Source organism: Cupriavidus sp. 01L45 (assembly GCF_056399885.1).
Map to the genome: position 1 here is coordinate 12518 of NZ_JBFTSG010000051.1, position 23825 is coordinate 36342.

A 23825-nucleotide genomic window follows, 5' to 3' on the forward strand; every position below is an offset into this window, starting at 1 on the left:
TTGATCCGGCAGCGGCCGGCAAGTATCCCGCCTCCTCCCTGGAAATCTTCGTCCGCGCGCGGCAGCTTTTCGCTTCTCGCGCATCAAGTGAATTAGCGGCGCTGCAGAGCCATGCAGCCCACCGCCCTTCCATCACACAAGAATCCAGAGGAACCAGCATCATGGCGCACCGCCCCAGCCCTTGCACGAACCCGCAAGGCACCACGCTACTGTCGCAGCCCCGCGGCCGCTATCGGCACACCCCGCTGGCGCTTGCGCTGCGCGCGGCTGTGCTAGGCACCACATTGGGCGTGGCCACGCTGGCGCCGACCCTCGCCCGCGCCCAGGCGGCACCGGCCAGCGGCAAGCAGTACGACATTGGCGCCGGCTCGCTGGACCAGGTGCTCGGCCGCTTTGGCCGCGAGGCGGGCGTGCTGGTCGCCATCGATCCGGAGCTCACCAAAGGCCTGCACAGCGAAGGCCTGCACGGCACCTATACCGTGACCGAAGCGCTGGCCGCGCTGCTGTCCGGCCAGCAGCTCGAAGCGGTCAGTGGGCCCAGCGGAGGCTATCGCCTGCGCAAGCGCAGCGCGCCGTCCGCGGCGGGCGCCGAAGCCGGCGGCCCCATGCTGGCGGAGGTGAAGGTCACGGCAAACGGGCCGGGCGACGGCGTCACGGAGGGCACCGGCTTGTACACCAGCGATGAGAGCAACACCGCCACCCGGCTGGCCATCACCCTGCGTGAAACACCGCAATCGGTCAGTGTCATAACCCGCCAGCAGATGGACGACCAGGGCCTGACGCAGCTCACCGACGTGATCACCCAGACGCCCGGCCTGATCCTCAACCAGAGCGGCAACCTGGGCTCCGACACCAGTTCGGTCTACTCGCGCGGCTTTCAGGTGGAGAACTACCAGCTCGACGGCGTGCTGCAGCTGAACAGCGGCTATAACTCGCTGTTCCAGACTAACGACATGGCCATCTACGACCGTGTGGAAGTGGTACGCGGTGCCACCGGGCTGATGAACGGCATCGGCTCGCCGGCGGCCACCATCAACCTGGTGCGCAAGCGCCCGGCGCGGGATTTCCAGGCCTCCGTCAGTGTCGAGGGCGGCTCGTGGGACTATCGGCGTTTTGGGGCGGATGTGTCCTCCCCGCTGAACCAGGCCGGCACCGTACGCGGCCGCCTGGTCGCCGCGTACCAGGAAAACAACGGCAACATCGAACGCCTGCATGAGCGCCGTGAAATCTTCTACGGCGTGGTCGAGGCCGACCTGACCCCATCCACGCTGGCCACCGTTGGGTTCTCGTGGCAGAGCTTCGACCTGACGGGCCACGCGCGCTCCGGCCTGCCGCTGTACTTTGCGGACGGCACGCGCACGGCATGGGCCCGCTCGAAGTCGGCGGCCGCCGACTGGGCCTATTCGGCCCGGCGCAACCAGACCGTGTTCGCCTCGCTGGAGCACAAGTTCGACAATAGCTGGCGCGTCAAGGGCACGCTTAGCCACGACACCTACGCCTACGACGAATTGATGGGATATGCCTCCAACGGATATCCCGTGCAGAGCACCGGTGCCGGCCTGGGTCTATGGGCGGGACGATGGGGCGCCAAACCGGAGCAAACCAGCTTCGATCTTTACGCGACGGGGCCCTTCAGCCTGCTCGGCCGCGAGCATGAGCTTGTGCTCGGCACCACCTTCGCACGGACCACCTACAACACACAGACGTATGGGCTCTGGCGCTTCCCTGGCTGGGACAGCAGTATCGCCAACATCTACACGTGGGACGGCCGCACCCCCGCAGCCCCCGAGACCCCGCCCAACGGCACCACCAGGTTCACCGAGCAGAGCACCAGCGCCTACGCCACCGCCCGCTTGCGCCCGACCGACAGCTTGTCCGTGCTGCTCGGTGCGCGCGTCACGAGCTGGCGCAACGACAACAGCACGCTCGACTACGCTTCCGGTACGACGTCGGTGGACAACCGCTCGGAGACCGGCAAGATCACCCCATACGTCGGCCTGGTCTACGACCTGAGCAAGCACTGGTCGGCCTACGCCAGCTATACCAATATCTTCAAGCCGCAAAACAACCGGACAGTCAACGGCAGCTTCCTCGACCCCCTGGTTGGCAACGGTTATGAAATCGGCGGCAAAGGCGCGTTCTTCAACAACCGCCTGAACCTCAGCGGCGCGCTCTACTGGGTCAAGCAGGACAACCTGGCGGTGGCCATCCCCGGCGCCCTCGCGCCCGACGGCTCGCAGGCTTACTACGGCGCATCCGGCGCCAAGACCCGCGGCTACGAGCTGGAAGTCTCGGGCGAACTGACGCGTGACTGGCAGGCAACCGCCAGCTTCGCACGCAACCTCAGCACGGACAAAGACGGCAAGGCGCTCAACACCAATATCCCGCAGGACACCCTCAAGCTGTTCACCACATACCGCATTGCCGCCATTGGCAACGGCCTGACGGTAGGTGGCGGCTTGCGCTGGCAGAACCAGACCTACAGCGACAACCAGGGGCCGCTCGGGGTGCGCTTCACGCAGGGGAGCTACTCGGTGGTGGACCTGATGGCACGTTATGCCATCACCAGGAATGTCTCAGCGACGTTCAACCTCTACAACCTGCTCGACAAGCGCTACTACACCAGCACCAGTTCGTCGTTCTACGGCACGCCGCGCAGCTTTCGCCTGGGGCTGAACGTGAGCTACTGATGCGCGCCGGGCCGGGAGGAAGAAAGTCGCTTGCCGATAGACTATGATGATCGCTTATCTTCCGGCCAACCCGGCCCGTGCCCTCCCCCCAGGCGCGCGGCCTGACCACACATGACCGCCAACGACAACAAAGCGCCGCCCATGAACGTGAAGACGGCGCTGCGCGTGCTTGAGATCATCGAGACCTTTGCCCGCGAGCGGCGCGCGCTCTCGCTATCGGAACTGGCCCGCCTGCTGGCGGTGCCGGCCTCAAGCTGCCTGGCGCTGATCCGCACCCTGACTTCGCTGGGCTATCTCTACGAGACCGGCCGCCGCCAGGGCTATTACCCCACCGGCCGGCTGCTCGCCATGGCGCAACAGATCGCGCGCCACGATCCGGTACTGGACCGCGTGCACGGCACCATGAACGAGCTGCGTGCCGCCACCGGCGAAACCGTGGTGATCGGCAAGCTGCATGAAGGCCGGTGGGTGGTGTACCTCGACGTGCTCGAATCCCCGCACGCGATCCGCTATATCGCCACCGCGGGCGAGCGGCGCGAACTCCACGCGAACTCCATCGGCAAGGCGCTGCTGTCCGTCATGGCGGAGGACGAGCGCCGCGCACTGATGGCGCAACTCAGCTTCGAGCGGTTTACGCCCCGCACGATATCGGGCGTGGCGCAGCTGGAAGCCGAATTGGAGAAGTCCGCCGAGCTGGGCTGCTTTATCAACCTGGGCGAGTCGATGCCCGATGTTGGCGCGCTGGCCTGGCCGGTGCGGCTATCGGGCGAATGCTATGGGATTTCCATTGCGGGCCCGGTCTATCGCATCGAACCCGCGCTGACGCGCTTCTCTGCCATGCTCAGGACGGCCTGCTCGGCGCTGGAACGCGACGAGCGCAGCCGGTTCGCCCAATAGCTGAAAAGCCCGATAGACCGATAGGCCGATAGACCGATAGACCGATAGACCGGCAGGAATCCGCTATCAGGCCGGGCCGGGCGCTTCCGGCTCGCCGCACTCGCGCAGCAGGTCGCGCAGCTCGTTGATGACCGGGAACACCTCGTGGTTCCAGTCCGCGCCCTGCTTGTCGTGCGCTTCCTGTTCCGCCTCCACGATCCAGCGGTCTTCCTTGAAGATCCGCTCGGTGAACCACACTAGCAGCGGCCACGCCAGGTTGAGCACGCCGGGAATGCCGGGCTTCTTGATCGACAGCAATCCGAAGGTGCGGTTGGTGCGCTGCGCCGCGTCGAGCGGCACATAGACGATCCACAAATCCATCACCAGCGTCCCTTCCGAGGTGCGGATCTGCAATGTCTGGTAGGGATAGCAGGTACGGACCGTCATCACATCCTTGCCGCTCTGCCCGCCGTTCTTGCCGCCGCCGAACACCAGCGCTTCGCCCACCGGCTGCTTGCCCTCTTCCCGCGAGAAGGTGTAGTCGACCTCGACCCACCCCTCACCCCGCCGGCGCCCGAGCGAGCGCGCGCGCATCTGGCCCATCTGCCGGCGGTGCAGGAACTGATGGTTCATATCCATCAGGTTCTCGTGCATGAACGAGTAATGGCATTTGACCTCGCGGCCGAAGCGGCGCGTCTTGTACGCCTTGTTGGCCACCGAGCCAAGGTCGGGCAGCGGCGTTTCGTCGGCGAGCACAGCACTGCCCGGGAAGACAAAGATCAGGCCCTCCACCTCGCGGCAAGGATAGGAGCGCACCCCGTTGGGCAGCCGCTCGCGGCCCAGGTAAGGGACATCGATGCAGCGGCCCGTGCAGTCGTAGGTCCAGCCGTGATAGCAGCAGCGAATCGATTCCCCATCGACCACGCCCGCATGCAGCGGCACCTGCCGGTGCGCGCAGCGATCCTCCAGCGCGAACACCGCGCCGGATTCCGTGCGCACCAGCACGATCGGCTCGCCCGCGAAGCGCACGCCATGCGCCTTGCCACGCTTGACTTCGCGCGACCAGGCTAGCGGATACCAATAGTCGGGATGAATGGTGACGCGACGCAGGTCGCGGATCGGTACTTCGGCGGGACTACCGTTGGCACTGCCATCTAGCAACGGGACTGCATGCATGGGGGACTTCTCCTTGCAAGACTGGAATCTCGATTGGCCGACTGCATGGGCTGGAGCTCATTCAGAGATCAGTCTACCTGAAGGCAAGCCGAAGCATGTGCGGCCGGACACAGCCGACGGCAAGCGAACGCCGCCGGATGGGCAGCGTTCGACAGAAACGCCATGCTTGAAGGAGGCGCCGTCAGGGCGCGGTGATGCGGGACGCCGCACCGTCCCGGGCGCACAGGCGGCGGCAGGCCAGCAGCGGCAGGCGAAGCAGGAAGCCGGCGAGCAGGCGCGCATGCATTCCGCTCAGCAAGAGGTTGTCGCGCACGTAGTTGAAGTGCGAGACGCCGCCTTCCTCGGCGCTGAAATAGCGCACCGGCGCGTCCACGTTCAGCGGCCGCACGCCATGCCAGCACATGCGCACCACCGCCTCGGGATCGAAATCGAAACGCCGCATCCAGCGCTGCTTGCGCATGACAGCACGCAGCGGCGCGATCGGGTAGACGCGAAAGCCGTAGAGCGAATCGCCGATGCCGGCCCAGAGCGTTTCCAGGTTGGCCCAGGCGTTGGAGATACGCCGCCCGTAGACCCGGGCCTTCGGCGCGCTGGCATCGAAGACCGGGCGGCCGAGCACCATGACGCCCGGATCGCGTTGCGATGCCGCCATGAAGGGGGCGATCAGGCCGGCCGGGTGCTGGCCGTCGGAATCCATGGTCAGCACGTGGGTGAACCCTTGCGCCGCGGCCTGCTCCAGCCCCTGCAGCACCGCAGCCCCCTTGCCCTGGTTGCGGGGCAGCACGAGCACCCGCAAGCCCGGGTCGGCTGCCGCCTCTTGCTGCAGCCATTGCGTGCTGCCGTCGGTGCTGCCATCCACCACCACCCACACCGGCGACCAATGGCGCCGCGCCTCGCGCACCGTGTCGCGAACCTTGGCCCCAGGGTTGTAGCTGGGAATCAGGACGAGATGGGTGTTGGAAGGCTTGATCATGCGAAGGTGGATCTGGAAACAGTGAAAAAACAAAAACGGCAAGAACAGGAGGCAGGAGGCATGCCGGCAACCCGCCGGCTAGCCCGGCCGCACAAACCTGGCCGCCTAAACGTTGTGCACCGCGGCGCCCGGACGAAGCGGCTCTCTTTCCGGGCGCGACAGTTCCGCCGCATAGTATTGCGCCAGCTCGGCCATGAAAGCGCGCTCGCTCTCGGGCGCGTCGAAGCGCCGGCCCAGCCGGACGCGATAGCAGACCGGCATATCGGGCTTGCGAAAAATCGGCCAGCCCTTCCCGAGGAACGGCGAATCGGTCTCGATAAACAGCGTCTGCAYCGGCACGTCCGCACGCTTGGCAATCAGCCCGACGCCGCCCTTGAAGGCATTGACCGGACGGCGGGTGGTGCGCGTGCCTTCAGGGAATACCAGCACCTGGCCGCCACGCCGCAGCTCCTGCACGGCACATCGGATCATGCCGGCCAGCGTGTCGTTACGGATATAGCGCGCCAGCCTGGCAGCGGCACCGAGGAAGGGATTGTCCACCACATCGGCTTTCATGATGCAGGCCGCCCCGGGCAGCCGCGACAACACCAGCAAGGCATCCAGCAAGCCAGGATGATTCGCCGCCAGCACGAGGGGCGGCCCGCCACGCAGGCTATCCAGTTCGCGCAGGTCGAAGCGGCAGGCGCCCATGCCCTCCAGGGCCCACAGATAGAAGCGGAATATGCACATGATCACGAAACGGCCGAAGCGCCGCCCCAGCCCGGCCGGCAGCAGCCAGTAGCAGGCCGCGGCGAAGGGTGCCCACAGCAGGGACACCAGCGCCAGCAACAGCAGGCCTGCATAGAACACGGCATATTCAGCTGCCACCGCAGCCAGGCCAGGCAAGGTTTCGCGTAGTTGACGCCGCATCAGGCCACCTCCACGGACGCGCGCATTCCCCGCTTTCCGCGCGGATGGCGGATTCCGCGAATATCGGGATCGAGGCCGCCCCGGCGGCCTGCGGGATGCAGTGTCATGTCGCGCTCACGCCAGCACTTCCAGCCCATGGCCGGCCGATGCCTCGATTTCCACCAGGAGATCGCCGCGGCAGATGTCGGCCTGCACATAGGCGGCCGCCACGCCGTGCCCGACCGCGCCCTCCAGTGCCGCGCGCACGCTGGCGAGGGTGCCGCGTTCCTGCGGATGGCGCACGTAAACCCGGTAGGCGAGCTGCGGCAGACCGATCCCCGCATGTCCATCGCGCGCGGCCTGCTCCAGGACGGCGGCAATATTGGCGATGCTCTCGCGCGTCTGCGCGGCCACATCGCCGGCATGCACCGTGCGATGCCCGACAATGCTGGCGGTGCCGGACACGAACAGCACGGGGGCGGCGCATTCGTCGTGCGCCCCGGCCCGCCACACGCCAGCGCGTGCAAAGGTAGGGCTGCGCGGGCCGTATTGAGCAGGATAGTGATAGGCGCTGACCTGGCGCGGATTCTCCACCGCAACCGGCGCGCGCGGGCTGGCCAGGAAGCCGATCGAGAGCGTGCGCTGCGCCACGGGCTGGCCCACCGCGCCAAGCGCGCAGGCCGCCGGCACATTGCCCACGATTTCCCGGCGGCACGCCGTGAAGGCAGCCTGCCGCCCGATATTGAACTGGCGATACCGCTCCATGCCAGACTCCTCCGCATTGATGTCGGCCACGTAATTCCACACCCGCACGAGATAGGGATAGCCCTTCGCATCCAGCAAGCCGAAGATGTCGCGATAGGCGCGCTCTGTCGCCGACTGCAGCATGCTTCCCTGCGCGTTGGCAAAATCCGCCTCGCGCAGCGTGACGCTGCCGAAGATCAGGCCCAGCGCGGCATCCGTGCGGAAATCCACCACGCCGTGCCGGCCGGTGGCAGGCTCGCCAATGGTGTCCCAGGCAGCATTGCTGCCGTGCCAGACCTCGCATACGACGGGGTCCTCGCCCAGTGGCGGCGTGGCCACGCGCGCCAGCGGCAAGTCCGTCCCGGCAAGCATCGCCGGCGGCGTACCGCCGCCATACCACACGGCCCCCAGCGCGCCATCCAGCCAGCCCGGCCGTACCGCCGCCAGTCCGCGGGCCGTGTACTGCGCCAGCCGCAGCGGTGTCGCGTTCATGGTGTCGCGCTTCATCGGCTGGTCACCGTGCCGGCGTCGTCGAGCGGGCGGATATTGCGGCGGCGTTGACGCCATGCGCCCAATGAGCGCCGCAGGTTGAACAGCGCCACGCCGTAGTAGAGCACCTTGAAGGCCAGCAGCGAGCGCCAGATCGGCGTCTTGCCGTAGATGTCGCCGGCCAGCACGGAGAGCAGTGCCTCCTTCATGCGCAACACATTGCGCGGCCCCATGAACAGGTCGCGCATGGTCGGCGTGGTAATGCGGTAGATGAACCAGGAGAACTGCCTGGGGCCGTGGCGCACTACCTTGTCGAAGCGTTGCAGCGCAACCTGCGCCCTGGCCGGCTCGCGCAGGCAGGTTTCGATGGCATCGGCGGCGGCAAAGGCGCTGGTCATGGCCAGCATCACGCCCGACGAGAACACCGGGTCGATAAAGGCATAGGCGTCGCCAAGCAGCACGTAGTTCGGGCCAAAGGTCTGCTCGGTCACATAGGAATAATTGCCGGTGGCCTCCACGTCCGCCACCAGTTCCGCCCCCGCCAGCCGCTCCGCCAGGGCCGGGCACAGCGCGATGGTGTCGGCGAAGAAATCCCTGAGCGGCTTGTCGCGGCGTTTCAGGTAATAAGGCCAAGTCACGGCGCCCACGCTGGTGGTCCCGTCTGAAAGCGGGATGAACCAGAACCAGCCGTGTTCGAACCAGAAAATGGTGATGTTGCCCTCGTTCTTGCCAGGATGGCGCCGCGCGCCGCGAAAGTGCCCGTACAGCGCGGAGCTGTTGTGCTTGGGATTGCGCAGCTTGGTCTTGAAGCGGTTGGCAAGAAACGTATCGCGGCCGGACGCGTCGACTACGAAGCGTGCCTGCCAGTCCTCCCGGCTGCCGTCGTCCCGTACCGCGTGCACCACGGCGCCCGATTCCTGCGCAAGGAACTCCACTTCCCGCACCCGGCATTGTTCGATCACCCGCGCGCCCTTGCGCGCCGCATTGCGGAACAGCAGTTCGTCAAAGGCAGAGCGGCGCACGTGGTAGGCGTATGGCATCGACTTGTCCCAGGCATCGGCGAAATCGAATGCCTGGCCGCCTTCGTGCCACGGGGAGACAAACTCGGCAGCCCACTTCTCGATGGAAATGGCCCGCACTTCATCGGCCACGCCCAGGCGCTCGAACAGCGGCAGGTTGGCGGGCAGCAAGGATTCGCCGATATGGAAACGCGGATGGCGCTCCTTTTCCAGCAGAGTGACCTGGAATCCGCGCTCGGCCAGCAAGGCTGCGGCGGTGGACCCGGCAGGGCCCCCGCCGATCACCAGCACATCGCATTGGCGCAGGCCGGACGCCGGCAACGCGGCCGGCGTTGCGCCGGCGGTGCTGCAAGGAGCATTGTTATCCATCATGTTTCCTGGAATCCCGCGGCCGCACTAGGCCATGCCGCCATTGATGGAGAGCGTCTGGCCAGTGACGTAGGCCGCCGCGTCCGACACGAGGTACGCGATCATGCCGGCGACCTCCTGCGGGCTGCCGGCGCGCTGTGCCGGCACCAGTTGCCGGATGCGCTCAACCGGAAACGCCTCGCCGGTCATGGGCGACTCGATGACGCCGGGCGCCACGGCATTGACGGTGACACCGCGCGAGGCCATCTCGATGGCCAGGGACCGCGTGGCGGCGATAATCCCGGCCTTGGCGGCAGCGTAGTTGGCCTGGCCACGATTGCCCACCAGCGCCGCCACCGAAGCCATGCTGACGATGCGGCCCCAGCGGGTGCGCATCATCGGCATCAGCAGGGGCTGGGTGACATTGAAGAATCCGTTCAGCGAGACGTCGATGACACTGCGCCACTGCTGGCGCGTCATGCCGACCATCGGTGCGTCGTCATGGATGCCGGCATTGTTGACGAGTATCTGCACCGGCCCGTGCGCCAGGATGCGCTGCAACGCAGCGTCGGTGGCATCGGCATCGGTGACATCGAAGGCGATGGCATGCGCGTGGCCGCCGGCCGCGCGAATCGTCGCGGCTACCGCCTCGGCCTGGGCAAGGTGGCGGTTGGCATGGACCCACACCTCATGGCCCGCCTGCGCCATCGCCAGGCAGATAGCCTGTCCAAGCGCGCCGCTGCCGCCGGTGACAAGCGCCAGCTTGCGCTTCTCTTGCTGCTCCATTCACGCTCCCACAAGCGGCTGCTTCGTTACGTTGACAGGGCCCCGCAGCGCATCACAGTCACCTTCCCGATGCCTGCCATTGATGCCCCTCTTCGGTATCCCTTGCCTGTCCTACGGCTTCTGACATCCGGACAAGGCCGGGCGGCCAGCCGGAGGCATCAACGCGTCCGGTTCGCTGCCGCATAGGCGGCGAGACTGCCGAGCGAGGCGAAAATCTCGTGGTTGTCGGGATTGTCGGAGCGCAACTCGAACCCGTACTTCTTAGAGATCAGCAGGGCAATCTCCAGGATGTCGATGGAATCCAGGCCAAAGCCCTCGCCATACAGAGGCGTTTCGGCAGAGACATCTTCCGGCTTGATGTCGGAGATATCGAGTTCGCCGATGATCAACTCGGCGAGTTCATGTTCCAGTTCGGTCATCGTCGCAACGTTGCAAATATCGAAGGGTTCCGCATGCACGCTACGGTAGTCGTCTCCTGCACATGATGGGCAGCCCGGGGCATGCGTGAATTCAGACGGCTATCGTATACTCCGGCATCGTCTTTGGGGCAGATGCTACCAAGCTGGGGTAAATCCCACTAGAAATGAGAAGTTTAGTAACAACATTGTTCGCCGCTTCCTGAAACATCGCTCCACTTCGGCAGTCTTCACGCTATATGCTCTCGTCTTGCTTCCCGGCGCCTGGGTCGGTACCGGGCCGTCCTGCCGGACGCATCCGGCAAGACAAGCCAAGCGCCACAGCCGTCCCCCTATAGCACCAAATGTCATCTTGTGATCCATCCACGACCTGCCGCCCCGATTGCCTGCCCGCCAGGCCTGCGGACGACTGTCACACCAGCAGCGCCACCGCCTCGCCCAAGCAAATGCCGGCCACGGCACATGCCGCTGGCCAGCACCCGCTGCGCCGTCACGGCTGGGTGATCGTTGCTGCATTTTTTGCGTTGTATGAGTACGCCTTGCACCATGTGGCCCAGCAGCCTGGCGCTCAGGAAGCCGGCCTGCTGCTGGGTGCAGCGCCTTTTATCCTGCTGGGGCTGGGCGTCAGCTGGCGCTCCCGCTGGCGGTTCCCCTTGCTTGTGCTGCTGGCGCTGGCCTGCGCCGGCCTGTGGCTGATGCGCGTACCGCTCTCGCAGCATTTCGGGTGGACCTACTACATGCAGCACATGGGTGCGAACACCGCGCTCGGATTGATGTTCGGCCGCAGCTTGCGGCGCGGGCAAACGCCGCTGTGCACCCAGTTCGCCGCCATCGTGCGGGGAGTGCTTTCCCCCGCGCTGCAACGCTACACACGCGCCGTCACGCTGGCGTGGACGCTGTTCTTCGCCATCATGGCGACGGTATCCACAGTCCTGTTCGCGCTCGCGCCCATCGCCACCTGGTCCACCTTCGCCAACCTGTGCAGCCCGGTACTGGTGGCACTGATGTTCGTGGTGGAAGCGGGTTGCCGCCGTTTTGCGCTGCCGGGAGTGGCCCATGCCGGCGTTCGCGAAGCGATCCAGGGATACCGCGCGGCCATGGCCGCGCGCGCGGGGTTGTCGCGTTGATGCCGGCCGCCCCCACCCATCGGCAGCCCGGCAACGGACGCACCTATCCGCTGGTTTCACATACCTCGCCGGATAGCATCATTGCCTGGCATCTCGGCCAGCCAGTGACGGTGCGCAGCTTCCTGGCCGACGTCATGCGGCTGGCCGCCGGGTTGCCGCCGGGCGGCCATATCTTCAATGTCTGCGCCGACCGCTATCGCTTCACCGTAGGCCTGTGCGCCGCGCTGGTGGCCGGCAAGATCAGCCTGCTGCCGTCCACCCATACGCCGGAAATGGTGCGCCAGCTCGCATCGTTCGCGCCCGACGCCTTCTGCCTGCACGACACGCCGGATTGCGATATCGCGCTGCCGCGCTTCCGCGTCCCCGGATTCGTCGGGCAAGCCGCCGCGGCCCCCCTGCCAGAGCCGAGCATACCGTCCATCCCCGGCGAGCGCGTCATGGCCTATGTGTTCACCTCCGGTTCGACGGGGCAACCGGTGCCGCACCGCAAGACCTGGGGCTTCCTGGTCAGCAACGTACGCGCCGCGGCGGCACGGCTGGGCTTGCAGGACGGCCGCGCCTATACGCTGGTGGGCACCGTGCCGCCCCAGCACATGTATGGTTTCGAGTCGACGGTACTGCTGGCCTTGCAAGGCGGTATCGCCCTGAGCGCAGCGCATACCTTCTACCCCGCGGACATCTGCGATGCGCTCGAAGCCGTGCCGCGGCCGCGCGTGCTGGTGACCTCGCCGGTGCACCTGCGCGCGCTGCTGCTCTCTCCCGCCAGGCTGCCCCCGGCAGACCTCATCCTGTCTGCCACCGCGCCCCTGTCGGAGAAGCTGGCATGCGAGGCGGAGGCACGCCTGGCGGCGCCGCTGATGGAAATCTACGGCAGCACCGAAACGGGCCAACTGGCTACGCGCCGCACCGCGCAGACCAGCGCCTGGGAACTGTTCCCTGGGGTGAGGCTGGAAGCGCGGCGGCAAGCCGGCGGCGGAAGCGACGGAAGCGGCGCAGAGGACCAGGTCTGGGCAGCGGGCGGCCATGTGGAACAACCCGTCGCCATGGGCGACGCGCTGGAACTGCTGGACGAAACCCGCTTCCTGTTGCACGGCCGCAAGGCGGACCTGATCAATATCGCCGGCAAGCGCACCTCCCTGGCTTACCTCAACCACCAGCTCAACGCCATCGAGGGCGTGGAGGACGGTGTCTTCTTCATGCCGGATGCGCCGCCGGGCGAGCAGGCCGAAGGCCATGTGCGGCGCCTGCTTGCGCTAGTGGTGGCGCCGCGCCTGCAGGCCGCGCAGATCCTGCACGCGCTGCGCGAGCGCATCGATCCGGCCTTCCTGCCACGCCCGCTGCTATTCGTCGACACGCTGCCGCGCAACGCCACGGGCAAGCTTCCGCACGAGATCCTGGCGCCACTGGTGGCAAGGCTGCAGGCGGCCCGGCAGTCCCAACCGCCCGGAGAGGGCGCATGATGCGCAAGGCCCACCTCGAACAAGGCGAAGCGCGCGCCACCGCTGGCTTCGTCATTGCGCCCGATCATCCCGCGCTGGCCGGCCACTTCCCCGGCCATCCGGTGGTGCCGGGGGTGRTGCTGCTGGATCACGCGATCGCGCTGATCGGCGCGGCGCTGGCGCAACCGCTGGAGATCTTCCAGCTCGGCTCGGTCAAGTTCCTGAGCCCGGTGTTGCCCGGCGAACCGGTGACGGTCACGCACGAAGCCGATGCACGCGGCACGATCCGCTTCACGCTCAGCGCCAGCGGCCGGGACGTGGCAAGCGGCACGCTGACCCCGGCGGCGCCGTCGTCAGGGGAAATCCGCGCATGACGTGGCCTGCCAAGCGAGCCGCCAGCGCCGACTGGGCCAGCCGTCAGGAACGCAGCAACACCACGCTGCTGCGCGTCATGAGCTGGCTCTCCTTGCGCCTCGGGCGCCGGTTCGGCCGCGCCGTGCTGCGCCTGGTCACCGCTTACTTCGTGCTGTTTTCCCCGACCGCACGCTATGCCTCGCGCGCCTACCTGGACCGCGTGCTGGGACGCGACGCGGGCTGGAGCGACGGTTTCAGACACGTCTTCACCTTCGCCTCGACCATCCACGACCGCATCTACCTGCTCAACGAACGCTTCGACCTGTTCGATATCCGCGTGCATGGCGGCGAGCTGGTGGACGAGGCGATGGCGCGAGGCGGCGGCGCCTTCCTGCTGGGTGCCCACCTGGGCAGTTTCGAAGTGATCCGCGCCGTGGGCCGCCAGCGGCCCGGCCTGCGGGTCGCGATCACCATGTACGAGGAGAACGCGCGCAAACTGAACAGCGTGCTTGAAGCCATCAACCCGGCCATGCGCCAGGATGTGATCTCGCTCGGCCGCATCGATGCCATGCTGAAGGCACGCGAATACCTGGAGCGCGGCTTCATGATCGGCATGCTGGCCGATCGCACGCTCTCGCAACGCGCCACCGATCCCGTGCAGCAGTGCGATTTCCTGGGCGCGCCGGCGGGCTTTCCCACTGGCCCGCTGCGCATGGCGGCCATGCTGCGCCGTCCTGTGATCTTCATGACCGGGCTATATCGCGGCGGCAACCGCTACGACATTCACTTCGAGGCGCTGGCGGATTTCTCCCAAGTGGCACGCGGCCAGCGTGAGCAGGAAGTCCAGGCTGCACTGACACGCTATGTCGGCATGCTGGAACGCCACTGCCACGACGCGCCATACAACTGGTTCAACTTCTACGACTTCTGGCAGTCCGGCCCGCCGCTTTCCAGCCAGCCGCCTCCCGGCAACGAGCCCTGACGCATGCCTCGATCCCCCGCCGCCCTCGCGCCTTGCCACCTGCGTGGTCTTGCGCGCCTGTCCATGCTTGCCTGCCTGGGCAGCGCGCTTATCCTGGCGGCCCCGCCTGCCGCGCAGGCCGCCGAACCGCCCGCCACCGCTTCCGCGGCCTGGGGCGTGGACCAGTTGATGTCCGCGCTGGCGCAGCGCAAATCCGGGCGCGTGCGCTTCACCGAGACGAAATATCTCGCCATGCTCGAACGTCCGGTGGAGTCATCGGGGGAGCTGGTATTCGTGGCGCCGGATCACCTGGAAAAGCGGACCGTTGCGCCCAAGCCGGAGAACCTCGTGCTCGACGGCGACATGATGACGGTGGAGCGCGGCGGCAAGCGGTTCGTGATGCCGCTGCAAAACTACCCGGAAATCGCGGCCTTTATCGAGAGCATCCGCGGCACCCTGGCGGGCAACCGCAATGCGCTGGAGCGTTACTATCGCCTCGGCATCGAGGGCCGCGCTACCCGCTGGACGCTGACCCTGACGCCGGCCGATTCGCGCATGGCGGGCATCGTCAGGCAGATCCGCATCGACGGCGCACGGGACGCGCTCGAGAGCGTGGAAATCGTGCAGGCAGACGGTGACCGCTCGGTGATGAAGATCAAGACGGCCGGCGCCCCATGACCGGACACGCTCGCCGCGACAGCTGGCGCCAGCGCCTGGCCGAACGGCCGGCGCGCATGGCCGTCGGCCTGTGGATGGTGTTCCTGCTGGCCTGCGCCGCGGTGGTTGCGCGCACCAGCTTCACGGCGGACTTGTCTGCTTTCCTGCCGCGCAGCCCGAGCGCGGAGCAGCAGTTGCTGGTGGACCAGTTGCGCGAGGGGCTGGTGTCCAGGCTGATCCTGCTTGGCATCGAAGGCGGCGACGCCGCCGGGCGGGCCGCTCTCTCCAGGGCCGTGGCGGCGAAGTTGCGGGCCGACCCGCGCTTTTCCTCGGCCAACAATGGCGAGCCGGTCAACCAGGCCAGCGACCAGCGTTTCCTCTATGCGCACCGCTACCTGCTCAGCCCCACGGTCACGCCCGAGCGCTTTTCGCCAGACGGGCTCAAGGCGGCGGTGGGCGAAAGCTTCGACCTGCTCGCCTCTCCGGCGGGACTCTTCACCAAAACGCTCTTGCCGCGCGATCCCACCGGCGAAATCACCTCCGTGCTGGGCCAGCTCGATAGCAGCCAGCGCGTGCCGCTGCGCGACGGCGCATGGATCTCGCGCGACGGCCAGCGCGCCGTGCTGCTGGCGCAGACCGCCAGCGCCGGCTCCGACACCGACGGGCAGGCAGATGCCATCGCCGCCATCCGCCGGGCCTTCGGGCAAGCCCGGCAGGCACAGCCTGCGCAGGCCGGCGCCGCACCTTACCGCCTTGTGATGACCGGCCCGGGCGTGTTCTCCGTCAGCACTCGCGACACCATCAAGCGGGAAGTGGAGCGCCTGTCCACGCTGGGCATCTGCCTTATCGTCACGCTGCTGCTGGTGGTGTACCGCTCGGTGCCCACGCTGCTGCTCGGGCTGGTGCCGGTCGTATCTGGCGCACTGGCCGGCGTGGCCGCGGTCAGCCTCGGCTTTGGCGGCACGGTGCATGGGCTGACGCTTGGCTTCGGCACCACGCTGATCGGCGAGGCGGTCGACTACTCCATCTACCTGTTCGTGCAATCCGCCCAGTACACACATGCCGGCCGGCGCGACGAACGGGCCTGGGTCGGCGCGTTCTGGCCCACGGTGCGGCTGGGCGTGCTGACGTCGGTCTGCGGTTTTGCTTCGCTGCTGCTTTCGGGCTTTCCCGGGCTCGCCCAGCTGGGGCTGTATTCCATCGCTGGGCTGACTACGGCAGCGCTGGTCACGCGCTTCGTGCTGCCGCGGCTGGCGCCGGCCAACCTGCGCATGCGCGATGTCACGCCGCTGGGCACGCGCCTGGCCCGCGCCGCCGCCCATGCCCACCGGCTGCGCTGGCCGATGGCAGCCTTGCTGCTGGCAGCCGGCGCGGTGCTGCTGATGCAGCGCGCCCCGCTGTGGAGCCAGGAACTCTCCTCGCTAAGTCCTGTGCCCGAGCGGGAGCAGGCACTCGACGCCGCGTTGCGCGCCGACCTTGGCGCGCCGGACGTGCGCTACCTGGTGGTCTTGTCCGGCCCCGACCAGGAGAGCGTGCTGCAGGGTGCCGAGCGGGTGGCGCGAGAGCTGGATCCCCTGGTGGCGCAAGGCGTCATCGCGGGCTATGAGAGCCCGGCGCGCTACCTGCCCAGCCTGGCCACCCAGCGCGCCCGGCAGGCCAGCCTGCCGCCGCGGCCGGAACTGGCGCAACGGCTGCAGGCCGCGGTAGCGGATCAACCGGTGAAGCCCGGCCTGTTTACGCCGTTCCTGGACGAAGCCGAGCAAGCGCGCGGCGCGGCGCCGCTGCGCCGGGAAGACCTGCGCGGCACCTCGATGGCCCTCGCGGTCGACGGGCTGCTGACCCGCCACGGCGAGCGCTGGAGCGCCACGCTGCCGCTGCGCGCGCCCACGGCGACGCCACAGGGCAAAACGGGACCGTCAGCGGGGCCGAGCCTCGACGCCGCTCCGATCCGCGCCGCCATTGCGCGCGCGGCCTTGGACGACACGCTCTTTGTCGACCTGAAGAACGAATCCGACCACCTGTATGCCAGCTATATGCACGAAGCGCTGCGCCTGTCGCTCGGCGGGCTCGCCGCCATCGCCGTGCTGCTGACGATCGCGCTGCGCTCGCCGCGCCGCGTGCTGAGCACCTTGCTGCCGCTGGCCGCCGCCACGCTAGTGGTAGTTGCGGGGCTCGCCGCCAGCGGGCGGCAACTCACCATCCTGCACCTGGTCGGCATGCTGCTGCTGATCGCGGTGGGATCGAACTACGCGCTGTTCTTCAACGGCAGCGGCCGGCAGGCTTCCGCTATTTCGCCACATACGCTGGTATCCCTGATGCTGGCCAACATGACCACCGTGGCGGCTTTCGGACTGCTCGCCTTCTCGAGCCTGCCGTTGCTGCAAGCCTTCGGCATGACAGTGGGCCCCGGCGCGGTGCTCGCGCTATTGTTCTCCGCTATCCTGGCGCCGCCGGCGCTGCTGTCAGCGCCGGCCAGGAGCCAACCATGAGCCGCATGACACCGACCCCTCGCCTGCAAGCGGACGCCCGCCGGTGGCGTCCTGGCGCCCTGGTCAGCGGTACGCTGGCAGTGCATGCCGGCGCCGCCGCAGCCATCGTGGCACAGCCCGCGTCCCTGCCGTGGGCTGCCGGCGGTGTGATTGCCTCGCATCTGCTGCTGACGGCGGCCGGGCTGTGGCCGCGCAGTACCTGGCTGGGACCCAACCTGCGGCGCCTCCCGCCATCGGCACAGGGTTGCGTGGCCCTGAGCTTCGACGACGGTCCCAATCCCGAGGTGACGCCACGCGTGCTGGACCTGCTGGATCAGCACCGCGTGCAGGCCACTTTCTTCTGCATCGGCGCACGCGCGGCGCAGCACCCCGCGCTAGTCCGCGAGATCGTGCAGCGCGGACACGCGGTGGAGAACCACAGCCTGGACCATCGCCATCACTTCTCCCTGTTCGGCCCGGCCCGGCAGATGCGCGATATCGCCGCGGCGCAGCAGGTACTGTCGGAACTGACCGGCACCGCGCCGCGCTTCTTCCGGGCGCCCGCCGGGCTGCGCAACCCCTTCCTCGAACCCGTGCTGTGCCGGCTGGGCCTGCACCTGGCCAGCTGGACGCGGCGGGGCTTCGACACCGCCGCCGCCGGCGATGCCGATCATGTCGCGCGCCGCTTGCTGACCGGCCTGGCCGAGCGCGACATCCTGCTGCTGCACGACGGCAACCCAGGCCATGATCGCGCCGGCCGGCCGCTGGTGCTGGCGGTGCTGCCGCGTGTGCTGCGGGCCATCGACAGCGCCGGGCTGCGCTGCATAACGCTGCGTGATGCTACGTGACGCCGTGCACCGTGCGGCTTGCCGACACAGGCCATTTGATACAATCGGCGCACCGCGCAAACGGATCCACAAAGCAGTGTCCCCCCTTCTTTTCTCGCACTACACAGCCACCAGTTGCCTAGGCCATGGCCTCGACGCCACACTGGCGGCCTTGCGCGCACAACGCGGCGGGCTGATTCCCTGCGAGTTCAGCGATATCAGGCTGGATACGTATATTGGTGAAGTCGCGCAGGTGGACGAGACGTCGCTACCCGCAGTGCTGGCTGAGTTCGACTGCCGCAACAACCGGCTGGCGCAACTGGGGCTGGAACAGGACGGCTTCGCGGAGCAGGTTCGCGCAAGCGTGGCCCGCTACGGCGCGCACCGGATCGGTGTGTTCCTTGGCACCAGCACTGCCGGCATCCTGCAGACCGAACTTGCGTACCGCCGACGCGACCCCGACACCGGTGCGCTGCCCGCGGATTTTCATTACCGCGGCAGCCACAGCCCCTACTCGCTGGCGGAATTCGTGCGGTGCTACTTCGGCCTGCGTGGGCCCGCGGCATCCATCTCCTCGGCCTGCTCGTCCGGTGCCAAAGTGTTCGCCTCGGCACGCCGCATGATCGAGGCGGGACTGATCGATGCTGCCGTGGTGGGTGGCGTCGATTCGCTGTGCCACACCACGCTGTACGGTTTCAATTCGCTGGAACTGGTATCCAGCCAGCCATGCCGCCCCTACGACGCGCACCGCAATGGCATCTCGATCGGCGAAGGCGCCGCGTTCGGCCTGCTGGAGCGCCTTCCCGCGGCAAGCGCCGCGCGCGCGAGCGAAGACATCCTGCTGCTGGGCATCGGCGAATCCAGCGATGCCCACCATATGTCAGCGCCGCACCCGCAGGGCCTGGGCGCCCGCATGGCGATGGCGCAGGCGCTGTCCAGCGCCGGCCTGACGCCGGCGCAGATCGACTACGTCAACCTGCACGGCACCGCCACGCGCAGCAATGACGCGGCCGAAGGCAAGGCCATGCTGGACCTGCTGCCCGCCGCGCCGTGCAGTTCGACCAAGGGCGCAACCGGCCACACGCTGGGCGCGGCCGGCGCCATCGAGGCGGTGATCTGCGCGCTGGCGCTGCGTCACGGCCTGCTGCCGGCGGGCATCAACACCACCGAGCCGGATCCCGAGTTGCCGCTCGACTACCTGCTGGAAAACCGCGAGCAGCCCGTGCACCGCGTACTGAGCAACGCCTTTGGCTTTGGCGGCTCCAACTGCAGCCTGTTGTTCGGGCGCGCCGATTCGCCAGGTTGAACCTATCCATGCAAGTGAGCGCATTCATCGAAGGCATCGGCCTGCTCGGACCCGGTTTCAAGGACTGGCCGCAAGGTGCCGCCGTACTTGCCGGCACGCTGCCCTATGTCGGCGAACCGACCGGGCTGCCACCACCGGCCGGCCTGCCACCGGCCGAACGGCGCCGCACCGGCCCCAGCGTCAAGCTGGCGCTGGGGCTTGGCCAGCAAGCCGCAGCGGCGAGCGGCATGGATGCGGCGGCCCTGCCAACCATATTCACCGCATCCAGCGGCGACGGCCACAACTATCACATGATCTGCGAAGCACTGGCCAGCGACGATCCGCTGATCTCGCCGACGCGCTTCCACAACTCAGTGCATAACGCAGCGGCGGGCTACTGGGGCATCGCCTCCGGTGCCATGGCAGCGTCCAATGTGCTGTGCGCCCGCGACGGCAGTTTCGGCGCCGGTCTGCTGGACGCCCTGTGCCAGGTGGCGGTGGACCGCGAAGCGTGCATGCTGATCGCCTACGACACGGACTACCCGGAGCCGCTGCGCAGCCATCGGCCGATCCCGGACGCGTTCGGCCTGGCGCTGGTGCTGCTGCCCGAGCCGACCCCGCGTTCACTCGCGCGCCTCGACGTCACGCTGGCCGAAGCCCCGGCCAGCCGGATGGCGGACCCCGCGCTGGAACGGTTGCGCCAGGGCGTGCCCGCGGCGCGGGCCCTGCCCCTGCTGCAGGCGCTGGCGCAGGGCGGCCCGCGCGAGGTGGTGATCGACTATCTGGATGATCTGCGCCTGCGGGTGGCCGTTACCCCGGCGGCGGCGGCATAACGCCATGCATCCCGACGCGGCACCGCTGGGGCGCGCGTGGATCGCGGCGCATATACCGCATCAGGGCACCATGTGCCTGCTGGACACCGTGCTCGACTGGAGCCCGGAGTTCATCCGCTGCGAAGCCAGCAGCCATACCCACCCGGACAATCCGCTGCGCGCCCACGGACGCCTGGCGGCCGTTTGCGGCATCGAATACGCCGCGCAGGCCATGGCCGCGCACGGCGCCGCCTTGCAACAGCCGGCGCAGCGCCCGCGCGTGGGCTACCTCGCCAGCGTGCGCAAGCTGGACCTGCGCGTGGCGCGCCTTGACGATATCGCCGCGCCGCTGCTGGTGGAGGCCCACCGCATCGGCGGCAGCGAGAACAACATCCTCTATGCCTTTGAAGTCAGCGCGGCCGGCCAGTTGCTGCTGGCCGGCCGCGCCGCGGTCATCCTGGATGTCCCGCTGGGCCCGGCCGCTTAGCGCGCCGGCAGGATCTTGCCGGCCACTTCGCCAAACCCGACCCGATAACCGTCGCCCTGGCACCAGCCGGCCATGACCACTTCGTCGCCGTCTTCCAGGAAGCCACGCTTGCCGCCGTCGGCCAGCGCTACCGGCTCGGCACCGTTGCGGGTCAGCTCCAGCAGGCTGCCATAGGAATCCGGCGTGGTGCCGCTGATGGTGCCGGAGCCCATCAGGTCCCCCACGCGGACATTGCAGCCCGACACCGTGTGGTGGGCCAGTTGCTGCACCATGGTCCAGTACATGGCCTTGAAGTTGGTGCGGCAGACGGTGGTGGCATGCTCGGCGCCTTCCGGGCGCAGGGAGACTTCCAGCGCGATGTCGTAGGCATTGCGCTCCGGCTGCTGCAGGTATTCCAGCGGCTCGGGCGACTGCACCGGATTGTCGCGGCGGAACGGCTCGAGCGCGTCCATCGTCACCACCCACGGCGAGATCGAGGTGCCGAAGCCTTTACTGTTGAACGGGCCCAGCGGCACATATTCCCACTGCTGGATATCGCGCGCGCTCCAGTCGTTGAGGATCACCATGCCGAAGATATGCCCGGCCGCAGCGGCGGTGGTGACCGGCTCGCCAAGCGTCGACGGCTTGCCGACGATAAAAGCCATTTCCAGTTCGTAATCGAGCTTCTGGCAGGCCGTGAAGATCGGGCGCGGCGCGTTGGGCGGCTTGATCTGCCCCTTGGGACGGTGCAGCGCCGTGCCGCTCACCACCACCGAACTGGCGCGGCCGTTGTAGCCGATGGGAATCTCCAGCCAGTTGGGCAGAAGCGCATTGTCCGGATCGCGGAACATGCGGCCAACATTGGTGGCGTGCTCGCGCGAGGAGTAGAAATCCGTATAGCCGGGGATGTCCACGGGCAAGTGCAAGGTGGCCCAGGCCATCGGCACCAGGGCTTGCTCGTGCAAGGCGGATTTTGGACGCAGGATGGTGTCGTCCGCCGACAGCAAAGCCGTCAGGCGCTGTCGGGTTTCGGTCCAGGCCGGCTTGCCGAGCGCGATGAAGGCGTTAAGCGTGGCGCCGCCGAACACGCCCTTCACCGCGGCTGGCAACAGGCCTTCCGCATCCAGCACGGACAGGTCGAGAATCAGGTCGCCGATGGCGACACCCACGCGCGGGCCCTGCCCGTTCGGGGAAAAGATGCCGTAGGGAAGGTTCTGCAGCGGGAAATGCGTAATGCCATCGTTGGCGGAATCGATCCAACTCTGCTGGACGGTAGTCATCGGGGGCTCCGGAAGGGAATGACAAAAGGTGCCGGCGGCTTCGGCCGCGCGCGCACCCGCAAGACGAAATCGTTGGTCGGAATCAGCGCTGGCCGGGGTTGAAATGCTTCTTCAATCCTTGCCAGCACGTGTAGTAGTCGGCCTGCAACTGGGCCGACTTCGCCGCATACGGCGTCGGCCGGATCACGGCCGGCGTCTCGAACATGAAGGCCATGGTATCGCTGATGTGGTGCGGCTGCGAAGTATCCCCGGTGGTGGCCTTGGCGAAGGTCTCGGCATCCGGGCCGTGACCGGTCATGCAGTTGTGCAGGCTGGCGCCGCCGGGCGCGAAGCCATCGGCCTTGGCGTCGTAGACGCCCTCGACCAGGCCCATGAATTCGCTGGCGATATTGCGGTGGAACCAGGGCGGGCGGAAGGTGTTCTGCGCCGCCAGCCAGCGCGGGCCGAAGATGACGAAATCGATGGTATCCACGCCCGGCGTGTCGGAGGGGCTTTGCAGCACCAGGAAGATCGACGGATCCGGGTGGTCGAAGCTGATCGAGCCGATCGTGTTGAAGTGGCGCAGGTCGTACTTGTACGGCGCGTAGTTGCCGTGCCAGGCCACCACGTCCAGCGGCGAGTGCCCGATCGATGCGCGCCACAGGTTGCCCTGGAATTTCGCCACCAGTTCGAAATCGCCTTCGCGATCCTCATACCAGGCGTGCGGCGTCAGGAAGTCGCGCGGATTGGCCAGGCCGTTGGAGCCGATCACGCCCAGGTCCGGCAGGCGGAACAAGGCACCGTAGTTCTCGCAGATATAGCCGCGCGCTTCGCCGTCCGGCAACTCCACGCGGAAACGCACGCCGCGCGGCACCACCACGATCTCCTGCGGCTCCACGTCCAGCACGCCCATCTCGGTGGCCACGCGCAGCCTGCCCTGCTGCGGCACGATCAGCATTTCGCCATCGGCGTTATAGAAGAAGCGATCCGTCATCGACCGGTTGGCCAGGTACAGGTGGATGCCGCAACCCGACATGGCCTCCGGGCTGCCGTTGCCGGCCATGGTGACGATGCCGTCGACAAAGTCGGTCGGCTCGGTGGGCATGGCCGGCGGGCTCCAGCGCATCTGGTTGGGCGAAGGCTGCACGGCATCGAAGCGGCTGACGATGCGCGACTGCTCGACCAGCGTGAACGGCTCGTGCATGGCCGCCGGGCGGATGCGATAGCACCAGCTGCGCCGGTTGTGCGCGCGCGGCGCCGTAAAGGCGGTGCCGGAGATCTGTTCGGCGTAGAGGCCATAGGGCGCGCGCTGGGGTGAGTTCTGCGCCACCGGCAATGCGCCGGGCAGAGCCTCGGTGGCAAACTCGTTGGCAAAACCCGACTGGTAGCCGGGCGTACCGTGGTCCGGCGCTTTGCCCGGAACGTTCAGTTGCGTCTGCGTCATGTCTTGTGTCTTCCTCTTGCGCTTACGATTTACGATGACTCTCGGTTTCTTGAAATGCGGCTGGGCGCGGCATCAGGCTGCGGCCGCCGGGTCGGTGGCGGGCTGGACGACAGCCCGTGCGAGCACGCCCGCACGGGCGAGCTCCATGGCTTCCTGCAGGATGGCAAGGTCGCCGATGTGGTTGGCCAGCAGCAGGATGAGCTGCGCGTTGGCGGACTGGCTCTGGGCGTCGGAAAGGTCGCGATGCATCTCGATCAGCGCCTCGTAGAAGTCGTCCGGGCGGGCCAGGTTGGGTTCAGTGTTCAGCGGCATCAGCATGTC

At 67.5% G+C, this 23825-nt stretch carries 20 protein-coding genes and 1 pseudogene; 11 read left to right on the forward strand and 10 right to left on the reverse strand.

Annotated features, from left to right (window positions below; genetic code table 11):
• The first annotated feature begins 161 nt into the window (after positions 1-161).
• On the forward strand, positions 162-2690 hold the full coding sequence (locus AC1DT6_RS29285) for a TonB-dependent siderophore receptor (protein WP_477111816.1): 2529 nt from the start codon (positions 162-164) through the stop codon (positions 2688-2690).
• Positions 2691-2831: 141 nt separating this feature from the next.
• A complete protein-coding gene (locus AC1DT6_RS29290; protein ID WP_035862925.1) occupies positions 2832-3587 on the forward strand; it encodes an IclR family transcriptional regulator in 756 nt (251 codons plus the stop codon).
• A 66-nt stretch (positions 3588-3653) separates the two neighbouring features.
• Here the strand turns inward: AC1DT6_RS29290 and AC1DT6_RS29295 are convergent, their stop codons facing one another.
• From AC1DT6_RS29295 to AC1DT6_RS29325, 7 genes are all read right to left on the reverse strand, one after another.
• Positions 3654-4742 carry an aromatic ring-hydroxylating oxygenase subunit alpha gene (locus tag AC1DT6_RS29295; RefSeq protein WP_045236811.1) on the reverse strand — a complete coding sequence of 363 codons (1089 nt, stop codon included), beginning with the start codon at positions 4740-4742 and terminating at the stop codon, positions 3654-3656.
• A 181-nt stretch (positions 4743-4923) separates the two neighbouring features.
• Positions 4924-5715 (reverse strand): glycosyltransferase family 2 protein, encoded by a 792-nt coding sequence (locus AC1DT6_RS29300; protein ID WP_441630576.1) that lies wholly within the window; start codon positions 5713-5715, stop codon positions 4924-4926.
• Positions 5716-5820: 105 nt separating this feature from the next.
• Positions 5821-6624: a lysophospholipid acyltransferase family protein gene (locus AC1DT6_RS29305; RefSeq protein ID WP_477115155.1), complete on the reverse strand. Its 804-nt coding sequence runs from the start codon at positions 6622-6624 to the stop codon at positions 5821-5823.
• 114 nt (positions 6625-6738) lie between these two features.
• Positions 6739-7854 carry a chorismate transformation FkbO/Hyg5 family protein gene (locus tag AC1DT6_RS29310; protein ID WP_441630580.1) on the reverse strand — a complete coding sequence of 372 codons (1116 nt, stop codon included), beginning with the start codon at positions 7852-7854 and terminating at the stop codon, positions 6739-6741.
• Complete coding sequence (locus tag AC1DT6_RS29315) at positions 7851-9227, reverse strand: NAD(P)/FAD-dependent oxidoreductase (protein WP_441630582.1); 1377 nt, start codon at positions 9225-9227, stop codon at positions 7851-7853. The genes AC1DT6_RS29310 and AC1DT6_RS29315 overlap by 4 nt, the downstream gene beginning before the upstream one ends.
• 24 nt (positions 9228-9251) lie before the next feature.
• A complete protein-coding gene (gene fabG / locus AC1DT6_RS29320) occupies positions 9252-9989 on the reverse strand; it encodes a 3-oxoacyl-ACP reductase FabG (protein WP_441630584.1) in 738 nt (245 codons plus the stop codon).
• Positions 9990-10147: 158 nt separating this feature from the next.
• On the reverse strand, positions 10148-10408 hold the full coding sequence (locus tag AC1DT6_RS29325; RefSeq protein ID WP_441630586.1) for a phosphopantetheine-binding protein: 261 nt from the start codon (positions 10406-10408) through the stop codon (positions 10148-10150).
• 443 nt (positions 10409-10851) lie between these two features.
• On the opposite strand from AC1DT6_RS29325, the gene AC1DT6_RS29330 reads away from it, so the two are divergent.
• From AC1DT6_RS29330 to AC1DT6_RS29370, 9 genes and pseudogenes are all read left to right on the forward strand, one after another.
• Complete coding sequence (locus AC1DT6_RS29330; RefSeq protein ID WP_441630588.1) at positions 10852-11532, forward strand: COG4648 family protein; 681 nt, start codon at positions 10852-10854, stop codon at positions 11530-11532.
• Positions 11532-13345 (forward strand): annotated as a pseudogene (locus AC1DT6_RS29335) (ApeI family dehydratase). The gene AC1DT6_RS29330 and the pseudogene AC1DT6_RS29335 overlap by 1 nt, the downstream one beginning before the upstream one ends.
• Positions 13342-14307: an LpxL/LpxP family acyltransferase gene (locus AC1DT6_RS29340; protein ID WP_441630590.1), complete on the forward strand. Its 966-nt coding sequence runs from the start codon at positions 13342-13344 to the stop codon at positions 14305-14307. Before AC1DT6_RS29335 ends, AC1DT6_RS29340 begins: the two are co-directional and overlap by 4 nt.
• Before the next feature lie 3 nt (positions 14308-14310).
• Positions 14311-14964: a LolA-related protein gene (locus AC1DT6_RS29345; protein WP_441630592.1), complete on the forward strand. Its 654-nt coding sequence runs from the start codon at positions 14311-14313 to the stop codon at positions 14962-14964.
• On the forward strand, positions 14961-17432 hold the full coding sequence (locus AC1DT6_RS29350; RefSeq protein ID WP_441630594.1) for an MMPL family transporter: 2472 nt from the start codon (positions 14961-14963) through the stop codon (positions 17430-17432). The genes AC1DT6_RS29345 and AC1DT6_RS29350 overlap by 4 nt, the downstream gene beginning before the upstream one ends.
• The gene (locus tag AC1DT6_RS29355) at positions 17429-18259 is read left to right on the forward strand and encodes a polysaccharide deacetylase family protein (protein WP_441630596.1); all 831 of its coding nucleotides are present in this window, start codon (positions 17429-17431) and stop codon (positions 18257-18259) included. Before AC1DT6_RS29350 ends, AC1DT6_RS29355 begins: the two co-directional genes overlap by 4 nt.
• Before the next feature lie 76 nt (positions 18260-18335).
• On the forward strand, positions 18336-19544 hold the full coding sequence (locus tag AC1DT6_RS29360; RefSeq protein WP_441630598.1) for a beta-ketoacyl-[acyl-carrier-protein] synthase family protein: 1209 nt from the start codon (positions 18336-18338) through the stop codon (positions 19542-19544).
• 8 nt (positions 19545-19552) lie between these two features.
• Positions 19553-20356, forward strand: coding sequence for a beta-ketoacyl synthase chain length factor (locus tag AC1DT6_RS29365; RefSeq protein ID WP_441630600.1), 804 nt, complete (start codon positions 19553-19555; stop codon positions 20354-20356).
• 4 nt (positions 20357-20360) lie between these two features.
• Complete coding sequence (locus tag AC1DT6_RS29370) at positions 20361-20822, forward strand: ApeP family dehydratase (RefSeq protein ID WP_441630601.1); 462 nt, start codon at positions 20361-20363, stop codon at positions 20820-20822.
• Here AC1DT6_RS29370 and fahA read toward each other — a convergent pair.
• From fahA to AC1DT6_RS29385, 3 genes are all read right to left on the reverse strand, one after another.
• Positions 20819-22081 (reverse strand): fumarylacetoacetase, encoded by a 1263-nt coding sequence (gene fahA / locus AC1DT6_RS29375; protein WP_441630603.1) that lies wholly within the window; start codon positions 22079-22081, stop codon positions 20819-20821. The genes AC1DT6_RS29370 and fahA overlap by 4 nt on opposite strands.
• Positions 22082-22163: 82 nt before the next feature.
• Positions 22164-23504, reverse strand: coding sequence for a homogentisate 1,2-dioxygenase (gene hmgA / locus AC1DT6_RS29380; protein WP_035862755.1), 1341 nt, complete (start codon positions 23502-23504; stop codon positions 22164-22166).
• A gap of 72 nt (positions 23505-23576) precedes the next feature.
• Complete coding sequence (locus AC1DT6_RS29385) at positions 23577-23816, reverse strand: DUF2783 domain-containing protein (RefSeq protein ID WP_441630605.1); 240 nt, start codon at positions 23814-23816, stop codon at positions 23577-23579.
• Positions 23817-23825 lie beyond the last annotated feature (9 nt).